The sequence below is a fragment of the Kitasatospora sp. NPDC088134 genome (assembly GCF_044741705.1).
GTDB lineage: Bacteria > Actinomycetota > Actinomycetes > Streptomycetales > Streptomycetaceae > Kitasatospora.
The window spans coordinates 1-15,056 of sequence record NZ_JBIUTD010000046.1 but is presented as its reverse complement, the minus strand read 5'-3'; the positions used below and the strand labels follow the sequence as shown (position 1 = coordinate 15,056).

Sequence of the window (15,056 nt, the reverse complement as noted above, 5' to 3'; positions counted from 1 at the left end):
ACTGGGGGGGGGGGGGGGGGGGGGGGGGGGGGGGGGGGGGGGGGGGGGGGGGGGGGGGGGGGGCCCCCCCCCCCGGATGGGGTCAGCGGCGCAGCCGCGACCGGAGCCGCCCGACGGCGCCGCCGAGGCCGCCCCCGGCGGAGGCGGCGCCGAGGAGCAGGACCGCGGGCCCGCCGACCAGCAGGAGGGCGCCGGTGATCAGGACCACGGGCAGCAGCAGCGGGGACAGGCCGGCCCGGTCGGCCGCGGTCCGGCCGACGGCGGCCGCGCCGAGGGTCGGCGAACTGCTGGGCCGGGCCCCGGCGGTGGCGCCCTGGGCGCCGGCCGCGCCGCCGGTGGTGCCGGTGGTGCCGGTGGTGCCGCCCGCGGCGGCGTCGCCGAGGGTGCCGCCGGTGTCGCCGCTGCTGCCGAGGCCACCGCCGGTACCGCCGGTGCCTGTGCTGCCGCTGCCGGTGTCGCCGCCGGTGCTACCGGCGCTGCCGGTGCCGCCGCTGTCACCGCCGGGGGCAGTGGACTTGCCGGGCTTGGCGCCGTCCTGGGCGGCGACGTGGTCGGCGGCGGCCCGGGCCTGGGCGATCTGACTGTTCGTCAGTCCGGCGTAGCCGAGCGCCAGTTGTCCGGGTTCGCGGCCGTAGACCTGGCCCTTGGCGGGGTCGGTGACGGTGCGGACGAAGCGGCTGATCGCGCCGGCCTTGGCGGCGGGCTGGCCGCCGGTGGGCAGCATGGCGTACTGCACCATGGTCAGCGGGTAGGCCTTGGCGTCCTTGGCGTAGGCGGAGTTGCCGTCCTCGTACGGGAGTTGCTGGGTGCCGGTGTTCTCGTCGACGGGCATGTCGCGGACGGCGTCCTGCATGGACTCGATCGTCGGGGTGGTGAACCCGCCTGCCGGGTTGGGGAGTTCGACCTCGGGCAGGCTCATGGCCTGCGCCTGGCCGGCGTCCAGGATGGCGAACAGTGAGCGCTTGCCCTCCAGTTGGGGGCGGCAGCGGGCGTGCTGGCCGTCGATGACGTCGGTGTTGAGGCAGGACAGCCGGCCCTCCATGGTCATCCGCAGGACCTGGCCGAGGCCGCCGAGCACCGGGTTCCACTCGTACTGCTTCAGGTGGTTGAAGCCGGAGAAGTCCTGGGCCTGGAAGGCGTCCAGCGGGTAGCCGGGGAAGGCCGAGGGCAGGTAGTGGGTGTTCAGGCGGGCGCCCCACGGGTCGGTGGCGCCCTGCAGGAAGGCGGCGGCGTCGCCGTCCGCGGCGATCCACTGGGTGAGCCGGCGGACCAGGTCGGTGGTGCCGCCGACCACGATCGGCACCGAGCTGGCGAAACCCGCGACGTTGCAGGGCAGCCAGCTGGTGTTCGGCGAGATGTCGGCGTTCAGCCGGCGGAACTCGGGGTCCTCGAAGAGGCAGTTCGGGTTGCCCTTGACCGAGTCGGTGGTGTCGGTGGCGTCCGAGCGGTAGCTCTGGGTCAGCATCTTCGCCAGCAGCCGCTGGTTGAGCCGCAGCCGGCGGACCTGCCGGTGGGTGGTGCCGTCGTCGACGAGGTAGACGATCGAGACGGCGCCGGTGGCGAGCGGCGCGTACACGTACGGGCGGGTCGGGGCGTTGGTGTCGGGCAGCGAGGTGAGCGCGACGTCGGCACCGGAGCCGCGCAGGAAGGCGGCGCGGGCCTGCGGCTCGCCGGAGCCGACGTTGTACTGCACGTTCAGCGGGTCGGCGGCCAGGCACAGGCCGGTGCGCCACTGCTGGACGGCGCGGTCGGCCATCTCCAGGCCGATCGCGGAGAACGCGGCGCCGCCGTCGGCGCAGGCGGCCGGGGTGGGGGCGAAGTCCAGCGGGATCGTGACGTGCCGGGCCCAGGCGCAGGCCTCGCCGCTCCAGTACTGCTTGTCGTCGGTCCGGTACATGTTGGTGTACAGGGTGGCGTCGGTGGCGGTGTTGAAGAAGAAGTCGGCGTCGCCGGAGTGCTCGGCGCAGTTGATCTGCGAGTCCGGGTAGGAGTAGGCGGCGATCGGGTCGCCGCCGTAGTTGGGCTCCACCACGATCGAGCACTTGTGGGTGGGGTCGCAGCCCAGGGACTGGCTCTGCTGGGCGGTCCACACCTCGATGTCGGCGTCGCCGGTGCCGTCGGGGCGGGTCGCGGCGATCGCCATGTTCGACGGGAACTCGGGCGTGGTGAGGCCGCCGGCCGGGGAGGGCTGCAGGAAGCCCTTGGCCGGATCGGCGTTGTACAGGCTGGAGCCGTAGCAGTCGGTGATCTCCGGGTGCTCGCCCCGGCACTGGTAGATCCGGACGGGGTAGAGCGCGTCCTTGTCGATGTAGCCCGTCCGCGGGCTGAGCACCGAGCTGACCGGCTGGCCCTGCAGGTCCACGGTCGGGGTGAACCCGGTCCAGCTGACGTGCACCACCTGGTTGCCGAGGCCGGTGGCCCGGGAGAGCGTGATGGTGCCCTTCGGGCCCTCCGTCCAGTCGCCGGGGTTCCAGCGCGCCGGACCCTCCACGGTCAGCCCGGCGGCGGCCCGCGCGGGTTGCACGCCCGGCCCGCCCAGCGGCAGGAACGCCACGGCGGCGGCCACCGTCCAGGCCAGTACCGCGGCCAGGTAGGCCCTCAACGGACGCGATCCGAATCTCGGCCCCGGCGGGCGGGTTCTCATCGGCGCAGCACCTCCGGCGACGGCGCGCCGGTTCGGGGCACGCACGGGAACAGGGAGCGGAACCGGCCGTTCGGCGGCTCCGACGATATTCGGCCAGTCGCGTCTGGCCGGTCGCTGTCCGCCAGGTGTACGAGACCCCAATTGGTGCTCGAATCAAGAGAACTGGCGGTCCGTCAGATGCGCGAACCGCCCGTCCGGGGTCCGGCGGGCGGTTCGGGTGGTGCGATTGGTGCGATTGGTGCGGGTAGTGCGGGTGAGGACGGCGACGGCGGCCAGAGCCCGATCTGCCCGGCCGGGGTCAGCGGGTCAGCGGGTCAGCGGGTCGGCGGGTCGGCGAGGGCCGGGGCCGTCAGCCGAAGGAGCCGCAGATCGTCGCGGGCACGGTCAGGTAGCCGTAGGAGGCGGTGTCGGCCCGGCCCGCGGTGGAGCAGACCCAGCCCGAGGGGCCGAAGACCGCGTGCAGGGCGGTGGACCGGGGGCTGCTCGCGGTCCAGTCGCCCGAGCGGACCACCGTGTACAGGACCCGGCCGAACGGGGCGCCGGCGAAAGCCGGGTTGAGGGTGCCGGTGCCGGTCAGCGGGGCGACGCCGTTGACGCTGCGCAGGGTCAGCGGGCCCTTGTCGTCGGTGGCGGTGCTGTGGCCGTTGGCCTGACCCACCCAGTGCCCGGCCGAGTACGGGAAGAGGACGTCGGGGTCGTTCAGCACCGGGTCGGTGCCCTCGTCCTCGGCCGGCCCGACCAGGACGCAGCCACCGAGCACCGGGTCGCCGATCGCCTTCAGGAAGGCCGCCCGGGTCTCCGAACCCGCCTGCGGCAGATAGGGCTTGACGGTGCCGGCCGCGCCGCCGAGGCTCGCCCAGTTCGTCGCGCCCGGGAGGCAGGAGTAGATGTCGAACAGGTTCTGGGCGGTGAGGTTCGCCGGGGCGTGGCCGCCGGACTTCGCCGCCCAGGTCACTGCGTCCTTGGCGAACGCCCCGAACAGGACGCCGGTCGGGTCCCCCGCCAGCCGGCCCCGGACGGAGCGGGCGTAGTCCAGCGTGGTGCTGGTGGTGGCGTTCAGCGCGGCGATGCCCGCCGAACTCGACGCGGGCCGGACGATGGGCGTCCCGCCGGTCTTCGGGACCACCGGGGACGGGCCGGACGCGCTCAGGCCGTACAGCTCGGGCTGACCGCCCACCGGGCCCGGCGTGAGGTTGTAGTCGGCCGAGAACCGGCCGTACACCGCCTCGGTCCCGGGCGCACCCGCACCCACGACGTCCTGGGCGGCGGGCAGGACCGCCGTCAGGGTCAGGGCCGATGCCGATGCCGGTTCCGGGGCCGGGTTCGCGGCGGCGGGGCCGGCGGCGACGGCGGTGAGCAGGGCGGTGGTCGTCGCGGCGACCGTGAGCACCTTGGCAGTGGTGTGACGCACGGTGGTCTCCCCTCGGTGGGCCGCACCCCGTACCGCCCGGGCGGCGGCACGGGGTGCGGATGCTCCTGCGAACGTGCCGGACTACCTTGCTGCATCGGCTCTCTGGCGGAGCGTCAGGAAGCGGGGGTGAAGGTCACCGCGAAGGAGCCGACGCTCTGGCCCGCCGTGAAGAAGGTGGTGTGCAGCCGGCCGTCCAGGTACTGGGCGCCCGCGGCGTCCAGGACCAGCGAGTCCGCGGTCAGGTTCTGGGTGGTGCCGCTGTTGGTGACGCTGTTGTTGCCCGCCGGGTCGAACAGCGTGACGGTGGTGCCGGTGCCGTCCGCGACGCCGGTGACCGCCCAGTTGTCGATGGAGAAGGACAGCTGGTGGAAGGAGACCGCGCTGCCGGTCTTCGCGTCGACGAACAGCAGGCCGCCGCCGAGCGTGATGTTCCCGTAGAAGTCGCGCAGGCTGCCGGAGCCGCCGGTGACCGGGAAGCCGGCCGACAGGCCGGTCGCGGAGTCGTAGCCCGCGGTCGCGGTGGGCAGCGGCACGGCCACGATGCCGGCCTGGGCGGCCTGCTGGAAGAAGGCGTTGCTCTCGTGGATCACGGCGCTGCCGGACGCCGGGGCGGCGGAGGCGGCGCTCGCGGAGGCGACGGTGGCGACCAGCGCGAGACCGGCGGCCGCGGCGGCGATCCGGACGGGAAGACGGGACATCGTGGCTCCTTCGGAGGGGTGCCTGGCACCCGGTGCTGTTCTGCTCTGCGGGTCTGCTGCGCGAGGTGCTGTGCGAGGTGCTGCGCGTCGTGCGAAGCGGTGCGGGGTGGAGCGGTCGTACGCGGTTCGGGGTGGAACGGGGCGGAACGGTCGTACGCGGTGCGGGTGGTGCTACGGGCCGCCGCCCGTCCCGGCGGGTGCGCGGGACGGGCGGCGGTCGGTGCGGGTCGGTGCGGGGCGGAACGGGCCCCGGGGGTGGGTCAGATGTGGGTGGTGGAGCCGCAGGCCGAGGCCGGCAGGGTCAGGTAGCCGTAGCTGGTGGTGTCGGCCTTGCCGGCGGTGGAGCAGATCCAGCCCGAGGGGCCGAAGATCGCGCGCAGCGCGGTGCCCTGGGTGGTGGTGGCGGTCCACTCGGTGTCGCGGACCACGTTGTAGAGCACGCGGCCGTAGGTGCCGGCGGCGAAGGCGGCGTTCAGGGTGCCGGTGCCGGTCAGCGGGGCGACGCCGTTGATGCTGCGCAGGGTCAGGTCACCCTTGTCGTCGGAGCTGGTGGTGTGGCCGTTGGCCTGGCCCACCCAGTGGCCGACCGAGTACGGGAAGATGACGTCGACGTCGTTCAGCAGCGCGTTGGTGCCCTCGTTCTCCTCCGGGCCGGTGACGACGCAGTTGCCCAGGGTCGGGTTGCCGATCGCCTTCAGGAAGAAGGAGCGGGTGCCGGAGGAGGCCTGCGGCAGGTAGGGCTTGATGGTGCCGGCGGTGCCGCCGAAGGCGGACCAGTTGGTGGCGCCCGCGGCGCAGGAGTAGATGTCGAACAGGTTCTGGGTGGTGAGGTTCGCCGGGGCGTGGCCGCCGGTCGCCTTGGCGGACCAGGTCACCGCGTCCTTGGCGAAGGCCACGAACAGGTCGGAGCTCAGGTCACCGGTCTGCGGGGCGCGGGAGGAGCGCGCGAAGTCCAGGGTGGCGCTGGTGTTGCCGTTCAGCGCGGTGATGCCGGCGCCGGAGCCGTTCGGGCGGTTGATGGTGGCCGCACCGGTCTTCGGGGTGATGGTGGCCGAGCCGGTGGCGTCCCAGCTGTACAGGTGGGGCAGGGTGGAGCCCGAGCCCAGGGAGGCGTTGTAGTCGACGGAGAACTGGTTCAGGAGAGCCTGCGTGGTGTCCGAACCGGCACCGACGATGTCCTGCGCGGCGGGCAGGGTCGGCAGGGTGGACGGGTCGGCCATGGCGGGGGCGGCGACGGCCGAGAGGGCGGCGGCCAGCGCGACGGCGGTGAACGCCTTGGCAGCGGTGTGACGCATGGTCCTGTTCCTCCATAAAGGAAAGTGGCCTAGCTGGACCGGACCTGGCGGGGCCCGGTGTCGGAGAGCTCCGCGGCTTTCCGGCGGTGCGATCCTCGCCGCCGCAGCCCGCCCCCCGGAAGCGCCCCCGTGCACCCCCGGCGCACCACCGCTCCCCCGGCCGCGCCCGCGAATCCGCTGGTGGGACAGCTGGTTGACGCCGCGTCGGGCCGCGCCCCGGGGCGGACACGTTCTTCTCCAGGTGGGACCACGGGGTCATCCCGGCCACCTCCGCTTCACTCCCCCGGCACCGCCCCGCGACGGACGGGTGCGCACCCTTGACCGGGCCGTGTCCCGCACCGCGCACTCCACGCACGGAGGGGGCGGAGGGAACGGAAGGACGGCCGGCGGGGCGCGGGCCGCGCGGTGCCCCGTCGACCGGGTCGCGGGCAGGGCGGGGCCGCCCTCCGTCGGCGCGGTCACCTCGTTCCGGCCGGGGCGGGCCTCAACGGCCCTTCGCGGTGGGCGGGTTCACCAGGGCTGTGCGGGCGCGGCCCCACCGCCGGGGCGCCTGGCGCGCCGGACGTGCTCCACGCCCTGCTGGAACCCGGCCACGCTCTGCCGGCACTGGTCGCGGCGCAGGTAGCCGCGCGCGCTGCGGGCGACGGCCTCGCCGCCGCCCGCGCCGACCCGGGTGGTGCGGGCCGGCAGGTAGGCCGTCCAGACCCACAGCCGGTCCTCGCGCTGGCTCAGGACGAACCGCAGCGCCGCCCGTTCGGCCAGCAACTCGCCGACTCCGGAGGCGAGTTCACGATCGGACCGGTAGGCCCGGACGGACGCGGCGAGCCGTCGTCCGTTGGCGGCGACCAGCGACCAGCCGGCCCGCCCGTCCGACCCGCGGACCGGCACCAGCCGGGGGCCGCGACCGGTCTCCGGTCTGTTCACCGCCCGGCACCGGGCCCGGCCTCAGGACCGGGCCCGGTGGAGCCGGTGGGCGCGGTCGGCGGCACGGGTCCGGCGGGCACGGCGGCGGCCATCGCGGCAGCGGCCATCGCGGCGGCCTCGGTGAGCCGGGCCAGCAGGGCCATGAACCGCCGGAAGGCGTTCTGGCAGGTGGCGTAACGCTCGTACGCGCGGCTCGACTTGACCAGCGGATTGCCGCGCGGGCCGGGCACCACCCAGGTCCACCCCAGCCCGTCGCGGACATGGGTGATCCGCGCCACCAGGGCCGGCCCGAGTTCGACCAGCTCCGCGAACGCCCGCTCGGCGTCGCCGGACGACTCGTAGACGGAGGAGGACACCGCCACCACCCGGCCGTTCATCGCCTTCAGCTGCCACTGGAACCGTCCGTTCGGCGCCCGCTCCGTGAACAGGCCCTCCCCGCGCACCGCGCTACCCCCCGGATCTTTGGACGCACATCGTCACGCTGCGAACGCTATGTGTGCACAGAGGAAATCCGGAAGTGGAATCCCCTCTGAGCTGAGTCTGTTTGCCCTGAAGTTCTCCCTTGTTAATGCACGGCGCTTTCACGCTCTTGTCGGTTGCGCGGCAAGGAAACTGACGCCACGCCGGACGATTGCGCACACTTTGCCCGGCCTCGTCCGGGAAGACCGGCTCCACCGTTCCTTTGCCATGTGCACCACGCACATCGCATGCACGATGCACAGGATTGGGACCGGGGGCCAGGGACACCACCGCAGGAACCGCACGATCGCGGAGTGCACGTCGTCGGATTCCCACTCCGCGGGGCATGGACGCCCCGCCGGGCAGCGCGCCGGCAGCGCGCCGGCAGCGCGTCCTGGCCGACCGGACGTCGTACGGTCTCCCCGCGTAGGGCCGACACCCCGGGGCGGGACGCGGCGGGGCAGCACGGGACGGAGCAGGGTGCGCGGGGCGCGGGGCGTGCGAAAGTTTCCGGAGCGATGGGGGCGGGTGCCGCCGGGCCGCAGGCGGGCCAACTCCGGCCGGGCGGGGGCGGAGTGGGCCGACACCCGCGGCGCGGGGCGGCCGGACAGGTGGTCGAGAGGTTCGAATGTTTCGTAGTTGTAACGAATATTGCGAAGAAACTACGGCCGCCGGTGGGGCAAGTCAAGGGCCCCGACCGAATCCGCCCCTGCGCCGCTCCCACCGTCCCCCCGGCCCCCGCCCGTGCCCCAGTTCCGGCCGCAGGACCCGCCACCGGTCGCCGCGGGCGCTACTATCCGTGCCATGAGCGCCGCAGAACTAGAACCCGACCCCGCGCCGACCCTCTCGGAGATCGCCCGGGCGGCCGGCGTCTCGGCGCCGACAGTTTCGAAGGTCCTGAACGGCCGGGCCGACGTCGCGCCCGCCACCCGGGCCAAGGTCGAGGAGATCCTGCGCCGCACCGGCTACCAGCGGCGCCGCACCGTCACGCCGCCGTCCCGGCTGCTCGACCTGGTCTTCCACCAGCTGGACAGCGCCTGGGCGGTGGAGGTGATCCGGGGCGTCGAGAACGTCGCCCGCGCGGAGGGCCTGAGCGTGGTGCTCTCCGAGTCGGCCGGGCGGCTCACCCCGGGCCAGACCTGGGTCGACGGCGTACTGGCCCGCCGCCCCGCCGGGGTGGTGCTGGTGCTCTCCGACCTGGACGCCGCGCAGCGCGACCAGCTCACCGCCCGCGACATCCCGTTCGTGGTCCTCGACCCGGCCGGCGACCCCGCCGACGGGGTGCCCGCCGTCGGCACCGGCAACTGGCAGGGCGGCCGCACCGCGACCCGCCACCTGCTCGACCTCGGCCACCGGCGGATCGCGGTGATCTCCGGCCCGTCCGGGATGATGTGCAGCCGCGCCCGGGTGGACGGCTACCGCACCGCGCTGGAGACCGCCCGGGTGCCGGTCGACCCGGCGCTGGTCCGCGAGGGCGACTTCCACCACGAGGGCGGGTACGCCGCCGCCCGCGCCCTGCTCACCCTGCCCGACCGGCCCACCGCGATCTTCGCGGGCAACGACCTGCAGGCCCTCGGCGTCTACCAGGCCGCCCGCGAACTGGGCCTGCGGGTCCCCGAGGACCTCTCCGTGGTCGGCTTCGACGACCTCCCCCTGGCCCGCTGGGTCGGCCCCCCGCTCACCACCGTCCGCCAACCCCTGGTCGAAATGGCCGAAACCGCCGCCCGCCTCGCCGTCGGCCTGGCCCGCGGCGAACACCCCGCCGCCACCCGCATCGACCTCGCCACCACCCTGATCGTCCGCACCAGCACCGCCCCGCCCCCGACCGCCGACTGACCCGGAACGCACCGCCCTCCACCGGCAAGCCCGCGGACGCCTCGGATCAGGACAGCCCGCATCAGGACTCCTCGGCTCACGGGACTGCGGGTCAGGGCGCTTCGGGGAGCCAGAGGGTGGCCGGGTCGGTGTGGAGGCGGCGGACGGTGGTCAGGGCGGCGCCGAGGACGGGGCCGCGGCGGGCGAGGGGGGAGGCGCGGAGGGCGTCCTCGGGCCAGGGGCGGACCCGGATCAGGGTGGCGAGTTCGGCGCGCATGGGGGGCAGCAGCCAGGGGGCGAGGTCGGCGTAGGCGCCGCCGAGGACCACGGTGGCGGGGTCGATCAGGTGGACGGCGGCGGCGAGCGCGGTGCCCAGGGCGGTGCCGGCGTGCAGCAGGGCGCGGCGGGTTCCGGGGTGTCCGGCCGCCGCGTGGCGGGCCAACTCGGCGACCGCGTCGATCTCCTGACCGTCCGTCAATTCGCTTCCGGCGGAGTCGAGTTCGTCGAGCAGGCCGGAGGCGCGCAGCACGGCGGCGAGTCCGGCGTACGGTTCCAGGCAGCCGCGGGCGCCGCAGGAGCAGGGGCGGCCGTCGGGGCGGACGGTGAGGTGGCCGAGTTCGCCGGCGAACCCCTGGACGCCCCGGAACAGTTCACCGTCCAGGACGAGCGCGCCGCCGATGCCCTCGCCCGCCGAGAGGTGCACGAAGGTGCCGGCGCCGACGCCCTGCCGGAGTTCGGCGAGGGCGCCGAGGTTGGCCTCGTTCTCGACGGCGGGGGCGGGGCCGGGTCCGGGCCAGAGCGCGGGCAGGTCGAGGTGGTGCCAGCCGAGGTTGGGGGCGTGCTCGACCCGGCGGCCGGGGGTGTCGCGGGGGACGCTGCCGGGCACGGCGAGCACGCTGCCGACCACCCGCAGGCCCAGCTCGACGGCCTGCCGCTCGGCCTCGGCGGCGAGTTCGGCGAGTTCGGCGAGCGTCTCGGCGGCCGGGCGGGCCGCGTTCGGGGCGGGCCGGTGCAGTTCGACCCGGACCTCGCCGCGCAGGTCGAGGACGCAGGCCCCGAGGTGGGTGACCCCGGCCTCCAGGCCGAGCCCGGCCGGTCCGGCGTCGTTCAGGCCGAGGGCCCGGCCGGGGCGGCCGACCCGGCCGCTGCGTTCGAGTTCGCCCTCCACCAGCAGTCCGCCGCCGATGAGTTCGTCGACCAGGCTGGAGACGGCGGTGCGGGTGAGGCCGGTGCGCCCGGCCACGTCGGCGCGGGAGAGCGGGTGCGCGGCGGCGACGGTCTGCATCACCAGGGCGAGGTTCTGCCGCCGGATGTCCTGCTGGGAGGCGGGGCCACGCCGGGGCGCGGCGGAGCCGCTCGACTGCTGCCCGTCCGCTGTCACGCTGTCCTCGTCCTCCGCTCCGCGGGCCCGCCGGGGGCCGTCCAGCTCCGACCGGGCCCTCCTGTTCCCGCCCTGGCCGTCCTGCTCCGACCGGCAACGCGGGGCCCGGCCGGGTCCGTGCTACCAGCGGTCGGCGCCGCCGGCGCGGTCCGTGCTACCGGCGGTCGGCGCCGTGCAGGCCGACCGTCTGCGAAATGGTAGCGGCGATCCGTTCGAGCGCCGCTTCGTCGCGGGCGACGGCGGGCAGCACCGGCCCGTCGGCGGTGCCCCAGCGGCGGGCGACGGCGTCGGCGGGCTCGCCGGTGAGCAGCGCGGCGGCCTGCGCGGCGGCGCCGAGCGCGACGAGTTCGCGGGCGGCGGGCAGTTGGACGGGGCGGCCGGAGAGCCGGCGGACGGTGTCCTGCCAGGCCCGGCCCTGCGCGCCGCCACCGATCAGCAGGATCGGCCGCGCCGGGTCGGCGGCGTCGGGGCCGTCGACGGCGAGGACGTCGTCGAGGGCGGCGAGCAGCGAGTACGCGGCGCCGTCGTAGGCGGCCTGGAGGAGTTGGCCGGGGGTGGTGTCGTGGCGCAGGCCGTGCAGCAGGCCGCTGGCGTGCGGGCGGGCGGGGGTGCGTTCGCCGTCGAGGTAGGGCAGCAGGACGGCGCTGCCGCCGGGTTCGACGGCCTGCCGGTCGAGGCCGAGCAGGGCGGCGACCTTGTCGACGGCGAGCGTGCAGTTGAGGGTGCAGGCGAGCGGGAGCCAGCCGTCGAGGGCGTCGGCGAAGCCCGCGACGGTGCCGGTGGGGTCGGCGGGGCGGCGGCGGGCGACGGTGTAGACGGTGCCGGAGGTGCCGAGGCTGAGCACGGGGGTGCCGGCGGTCAGGCCGAGGCCGAGGGCGGCGGCCATGTTGTCGCCGGTGCCGGTGGCGACGGGGGTACCGGGGCGCAGCGGGCCGCCGGGGCGGGCGGGGCCGGCGGCGGTGCCGGCGGGGGCGGTGGCGGGGAGCAGCGCGGGGTCGAGGCCGATCGCGGCGAGGACGGCGGGGTGCGGACCGTCGGGCGTCCACCAGCCGGTGCCGGAGGCGTCGCCGCGGTCGGTGACGGCGGTGCCGGTCAGCCGCTCGGTCAGGTAGTCGTGCGGGAGGCGGACGGCGGCGGTGCGGTCGGCGTGCCCGGGTTCCTCGGCGCGCAGCCAGGCCCACTTGGCGGCGGTGAAGGACGCGCCGGGGACGCTGCCGATCTCGGCGGCCCACCAGTCGGCGCCGAACTCCCGTACCAGGTCGGCGGCTTGGGGCGCGCTGCGGACGTCGTTCCAGAGCAGGGCGGGGCGGACGGGCCGCCCGGCGGCGTCCAGGGTGACGAGTCCGTGCTGCTGGCCGCCGATCGCCAGGGCCTGCGCCCGGTCGGCCCAGCCGGTGGCGGCCACGGCCGCGCCGAGGGCGTCCCACCACTGGGCGGGGTCGCTCTCCTGGCCGTGCCGGGAGTCGACCCGGTGGGCGGCGCGGCCCTCACCGAGGACGGTGCCGGTGTCGGCGTCGACGGCGAGCGCCTTGGTGGACTGGGTCGAGCTGTCGACGCCGATCACCACCTGCGGGTGTGCCATGGGCGTGCTCCTGTCTGGGCGGGGTGGCCGAGCAAGGTGGCCGAACGGGGTTTCGGGCCGGGGGCTTCCCTCCCGGGCCCGGCCATATTAATTTGTCTTCCGACCTGACGAATAGCCCCCGGACGAACGGCCGCCGTCCGCCACCAGCGTTTGGAGTACCCGATGAGCCGACTCACCCCCACCCCCGCCGACAAGTTCACCTTCGGTCTGTGGACGGTCGGCTGGCAGGGCCGCGACCCGTTCGGCGACGCGACCCGGCCCGCCCTGGACCCGGTCGAGTCGGTGGAGCGGCTCGCCGAACTGGGCGCGTACGGCGTGACCTTCCACGACGACGACCTGGTCCCGTTCGGCTCCTCGGACGCCGAGCGGGAGGCGATCGTCAAGCGCTTCGCGGCCGCGCTGGCCGCCACCGGCCTGCGGGTGCCGATGGCCACCACCAACCTGTTCACCCACCCGGTGTTCAAGGACGGCGCGTTCACCGCCAACGACCGCGACGTGCGCCGGTACGCGCTGCGCAAGACCGTCCGCAACATCGACCTCGCGGTCGAGCTGGGCGCGACCGTGTACGTGGCCTGGGGCGGGCGCGAGGGCGCCGAGCACGGCGCGTCCAAGGACGTCCGAGTGGCGCTCGACCGGCTGAAGGAGGCCTTCGACCTGCTCGGCGACTACGTCACGGAGCAGGGCTACGACCTGCGGTTCGCCATCGAGCCGAAGCCGAACGAGCCGCGCGGCGACATCCTGCTGCCGACCATCGGCCACGCGCTGGCCTTCATCGAGCGCCTGGAGCGCCCGGAGCTGGTCGGCGTCAACCCGGAGGTCGGACACGAGCAGATGGCGGGCCTGAACTTCCCGCACGGCATCGCGCAGGCGCTGTGGGCGGGCAAGCTGTTCCACATCGACCTGAACGGCCAGTCCGGCATCAAGTACGACCAGGACTTCCGGTTCGGCGCGGGCGACCTGCGCCAGGCGTTCTGGCTGGTCGACCTGCTGGAGTCGTCCGACTACCGGGGCCCGCGGCACTTCGACTTCAAGCCGCCGCGCACCGAGGACTTCGACGGCGTGTGGGCCTCCGCGGCCGGCAACATGCGCAACTACCTGCTGCTCAAGGAGCGTGCCCTGGCCTTCCGCGCCGACCCCGAGGTCCAGCAGGCGCTGCGCGCCGCCCGCCTCGACCAACTGGCCCTCCCCACCGCCGAGGACGGCCTCGGCGCGCTGCTCGCCGACCGCACCGCCTTCGAGGACTTCGACGTCACCGCCGCCGCCGAACGCGGCATGGCCTTCGAACGGCTCGACCAGCTGGCCCTGGAACACCTGCTCGGCGCCCGCTGACCCCGCCCCGCGCCGGCCGGCCCCACCGCCCTGCGGGCCCGGCCGGCGCGGACCCCACGACACCCGCCCCCGCGGTCCGACGATCCGTCAACTCGGCAACACGCCGGGCCGGTGGGCGTACGGCCGATCCGTGGCCCGGGGGTACATCCGGCCGAACACGGCCAGCGCCCCGGCCAGGTCGGGACCGGCGGGCAGGGCGCGGGTCGGCGCGTCGACGGTACAGGAGGACGCCGTCGCGCCGACCCGCGCCCTGCCCGGCGCCGACGGGGTGCGCGGCGTCGCCGACCAGTACGGTGCACCCGCCCTGACGGCGCGTCACCGGGCGCAGGACGTGGAACAGGGTCGCCGCGTCGATGCCCCGGGCGGCGCCGATGATCGCGGACGGCACCCGCTCCCCCGCGAACAGCCCAGCCAACTCTCCAACCTCCAGCGGGAGTTCGTCCGGCCCCAGGGGCGAGGGCACCTGCGCGGACCACCACACCGTCCCGTCCGGCGCGGGCAGGTGGACGAAGGTCGCACGGCGGCCGAAGGTCATGGTGAACGCCCCGTCCGGCCCGGCCTCGGGCACCCGCGCCGCCCGCCCGGAGACCGCGTACAGCCCGGCGCAGCCCGTCCGCGCCGACCACCAGGTCGGCGGCAGCCGCCTGGACGGCCTCGGCGCGCAGCGCGGCGACCAGGTCGGCCCGCATCAGGGTGACGCTGTGAGTGGGTCGCCGGCGGGACCGCCGCGCGGCACGTCGCCGAGCAGCCGCCCCCGGCCGGACCACATCCGCTGCCGGTCGACCTCGAACCCGGCGGTGCGCACCGCGTCCAGGCAGCCGAGCGCGTCCAGGGCGCGCAGGCCGTTGACGGCCAGGCTCAGGAAGGAGCCGACCCGCCCGGTCGGGTCCGGACCCGCGAGCAGGTGACGGCGGACGGCGGACACCCCCGCGACCACGACCTGAGCGACCGGGCCCGGTTGCACGCCCACCTCGGTGCGGCCTGGCGCGCGATGCGCGACCACCTCCCGGTCACCGTCGCCCTGTTCGAATCCACGGTCGCCGAGGGCCCGCGCTCGGGCCGGGCCTGGCAGCGCCTCATCGAGGACACCGACATGCTCCGCGACCACCTGGAGCACCTGCGCGCACAGGGCCACCCCCTGCCCGGCGACTCCGCGCTGATCGTCCCGCGATGGGCGCGATGCTCGGCATGCTCTCCTACGCCCTGCTGAACTCCCCCGACCCCGCGCACTGCGACACCGAGGTCGTCGACACCCTCACCGACCTCCTCCTGCACGGCCTCGCCGGCCCGGCCCGCACCTCGGATGACCAGCGGAACGACCGTCGGAACAACCGCCAGGACGACAAGCCGACGACCTGACGGAACGGCACCCCGGCACAGTCAGCCCTTTCTCCGCCAGGAACGGCGAAAGGGGACAGCCCCCGCTAGGCCGTGTCCTGCCGATCAGTTGAGTCGTTGATGCGGCTATGGGGAGTAGGGGTGATCTGACTGATGGTCAGTGGGAGCGGCTTCGTCCGC

The 15,056-nt window shown here is 75.2% G+C and carries 13 protein-coding genes; 4 read left to right on the top strand and 9 right to left on the bottom strand.

The window, feature by feature from the left end:
• Window positions 1–82: 82 nt before the first annotated feature.
• The 6 genes from ACIOHG_RS37020 to ACIOHG_RS36995 all read right to left on the bottom strand — a co-directional run bounded on the left by ACIOHG_RS37020 (window position 83) and on the right by ACIOHG_RS36995 (window position 7,415).
• Complete coding sequence (locus tag ACIOHG_RS37020) at window positions 83–2,602, bottom strand: hypothetical protein (RefSeq protein ID WP_400957913.1); 2,520 nt, start codon at window positions 2,600–2,602, stop codon at window positions 83–85.
• A 391-nt stretch (window positions 2,603–2,993) separates the two neighbouring features.
• Window positions 2,994–4,055, bottom strand: a complete 1,062-nt coding sequence (locus tag ACIOHG_RS37015; protein ID WP_400957911.1) for a hypothetical protein — start codon at window positions 4,053–4,055, stop codon at window positions 2,994–2,996.
• A gap of 113 nt (window positions 4,056–4,168) precedes the next feature.
• Window positions 4,169–4,753, bottom strand: a complete 585-nt coding sequence (locus ACIOHG_RS37010; RefSeq protein WP_400957909.1) for a hypothetical protein — start codon at window positions 4,751–4,753, stop codon at window positions 4,169–4,171.
• 260 nt (window positions 4,754–5,013) lie between these two features.
• Complete coding sequence (locus ACIOHG_RS37005; protein WP_400957907.1) at window positions 5,014–6,048, bottom strand: PstS family phosphate ABC transporter substrate-binding protein; 1,035 nt, start codon at window positions 6,046–6,048, stop codon at window positions 5,014–5,016.
• Between the two features lie 510 nt (window positions 6,049–6,558).
• Window positions 6,559–6,972 (bottom strand): hypothetical protein, encoded by a 414-nt coding sequence (locus tag ACIOHG_RS37000; protein ID WP_400957905.1) that lies wholly within the window; start codon window positions 6,970–6,972, stop codon window positions 6,559–6,561.
• Window positions 6,969–7,415: a DUF1508 domain-containing protein gene (locus ACIOHG_RS36995; protein WP_400957903.1), complete on the bottom strand. Its 447-nt coding sequence runs from the start codon at window positions 7,413–7,415 to the stop codon at window positions 6,969–6,971. The genes ACIOHG_RS37000 and ACIOHG_RS36995 overlap by 4 nt, the downstream gene beginning before the upstream one ends.
• 820 nt (window positions 7,416–8,235) lie before the next feature.
• Here ACIOHG_RS36995 and ACIOHG_RS36990 point away from each other — a divergent pair.
• A complete protein-coding gene (locus tag ACIOHG_RS36990; RefSeq protein WP_400957901.1) occupies window positions 8,236–9,267 on the top strand; it encodes a LacI family DNA-binding transcriptional regulator in 1,032 nt (343 codons plus the stop codon).
• A 91-nt stretch (window positions 9,268–9,358) separates the two neighbouring features.
• Here ACIOHG_RS36990 and ACIOHG_RS36985 read toward each other — a convergent pair whose 3' ends face one another.
• Both ACIOHG_RS36985 and xylB read right to left on the bottom strand, forming a co-directional pair.
• Complete coding sequence (locus ACIOHG_RS36985; RefSeq protein WP_400957899.1) at window positions 9,359–10,627, bottom strand: ROK family protein; 1,269 nt, start codon at window positions 10,625–10,627, stop codon at window positions 9,359–9,361.
• Window positions 10,628–10,781: 154 nt separating this feature from the next.
• Window positions 10,782–12,209, bottom strand: coding sequence for a xylulokinase (xylB, locus tag ACIOHG_RS36980; protein WP_400957897.1), 1,428 nt, complete (start codon window positions 12,207–12,209; stop codon window positions 10,782–10,784).
• Window positions 12,210–12,371: 162 nt separating this feature from the next.
• Between xylB and xylA the strand changes: the two genes are divergently transcribed.
• Window positions 12,372–13,538: a xylose isomerase gene (gene xylA, locus ACIOHG_RS36975; RefSeq protein WP_400957895.1), complete on the top strand. Its 1,167-nt coding sequence runs from the start codon at window positions 12,372–12,374 to the stop codon at window positions 13,536–13,538.
• A gap of 688 nt (window positions 13,539–14,226) precedes the next feature.
• Here xylA and ACIOHG_RS36970 read toward each other — a convergent pair.
• Window positions 14,227–14,463, bottom strand: coding sequence for a hypothetical protein (locus ACIOHG_RS36970; RefSeq protein WP_400957893.1), 237 nt, complete (start codon window positions 14,461–14,463; stop codon window positions 14,227–14,229).
• Between ACIOHG_RS36970 and ACIOHG_RS36965 the strand changes: the two genes are divergently transcribed.
• Together ACIOHG_RS36965 and ACIOHG_RS36960 are read left to right on the top strand one after the other, a co-directional pair.
• Window positions 14,443–14,748 carry a hypothetical protein gene (locus ACIOHG_RS36965; protein ID WP_400957891.1) on the top strand — a complete coding sequence of 102 codons (306 nt, stop codon included), beginning with the start codon at window positions 14,443–14,445 and terminating at the stop codon, window positions 14,746–14,748. The two genes, ACIOHG_RS36970 and ACIOHG_RS36965, sit on opposite strands and share 21 nt — an antisense overlap.
• Window positions 14,709–14,897: a hypothetical protein gene (locus tag ACIOHG_RS36960; RefSeq protein ID WP_400957889.1), complete on the top strand. Its 189-nt coding sequence runs from the start codon at window positions 14,709–14,711 to the stop codon at window positions 14,895–14,897. Before ACIOHG_RS36965 ends, ACIOHG_RS36960 begins: the two co-directional genes overlap by 40 nt.
• The last annotated feature ends 159 nt before the right edge of the window (window positions 14,898–15,056 follow it).

What these genes read in the sequence shown, in the direction of transcription:
- xylB (WP_400957897.1), bottom strand. Translation starts at nt 12,209, where the DNA reads ATGGCACACCCGCAGGTGGTGATCGGCGTCGACAGCTCGACCCAGTCC.
- ACIOHG_RS36960 (WP_400957889.1), top strand. Translation starts at nt 14,709, where the DNA reads ATGGGCGCGATGCTCGGCATGCTCTCCTACGCCCTGCTGAACTCCCCC.
- xylA (WP_400957895.1), top strand. Translation starts at nt 12,372, where the DNA reads ATGAGCCGACTCACCCCCACCCCCGCCGACAAGTTCACCTTCGGTCTG.
- ACIOHG_RS36990 (WP_400957901.1), top strand. Translation starts at nt 8,236, where the DNA reads ATGAGCGCCGCAGAACTAGAACCCGACCCCGCGCCGACCCTCTCGGAG.
- ACIOHG_RS37010 (WP_400957909.1), bottom strand. Translation starts at nt 4,753, where the DNA reads ATGTCCCGTCTTCCCGTCCGGATCGCCGCCGCGGCCGCCGGTCTCGCG.
- ACIOHG_RS37005 (WP_400957907.1), bottom strand. Translation starts at nt 6,048, where the DNA reads ATGCGTCACACCGCTGCCAAGGCGTTCACCGCCGTCGCGCTGGCCGCC.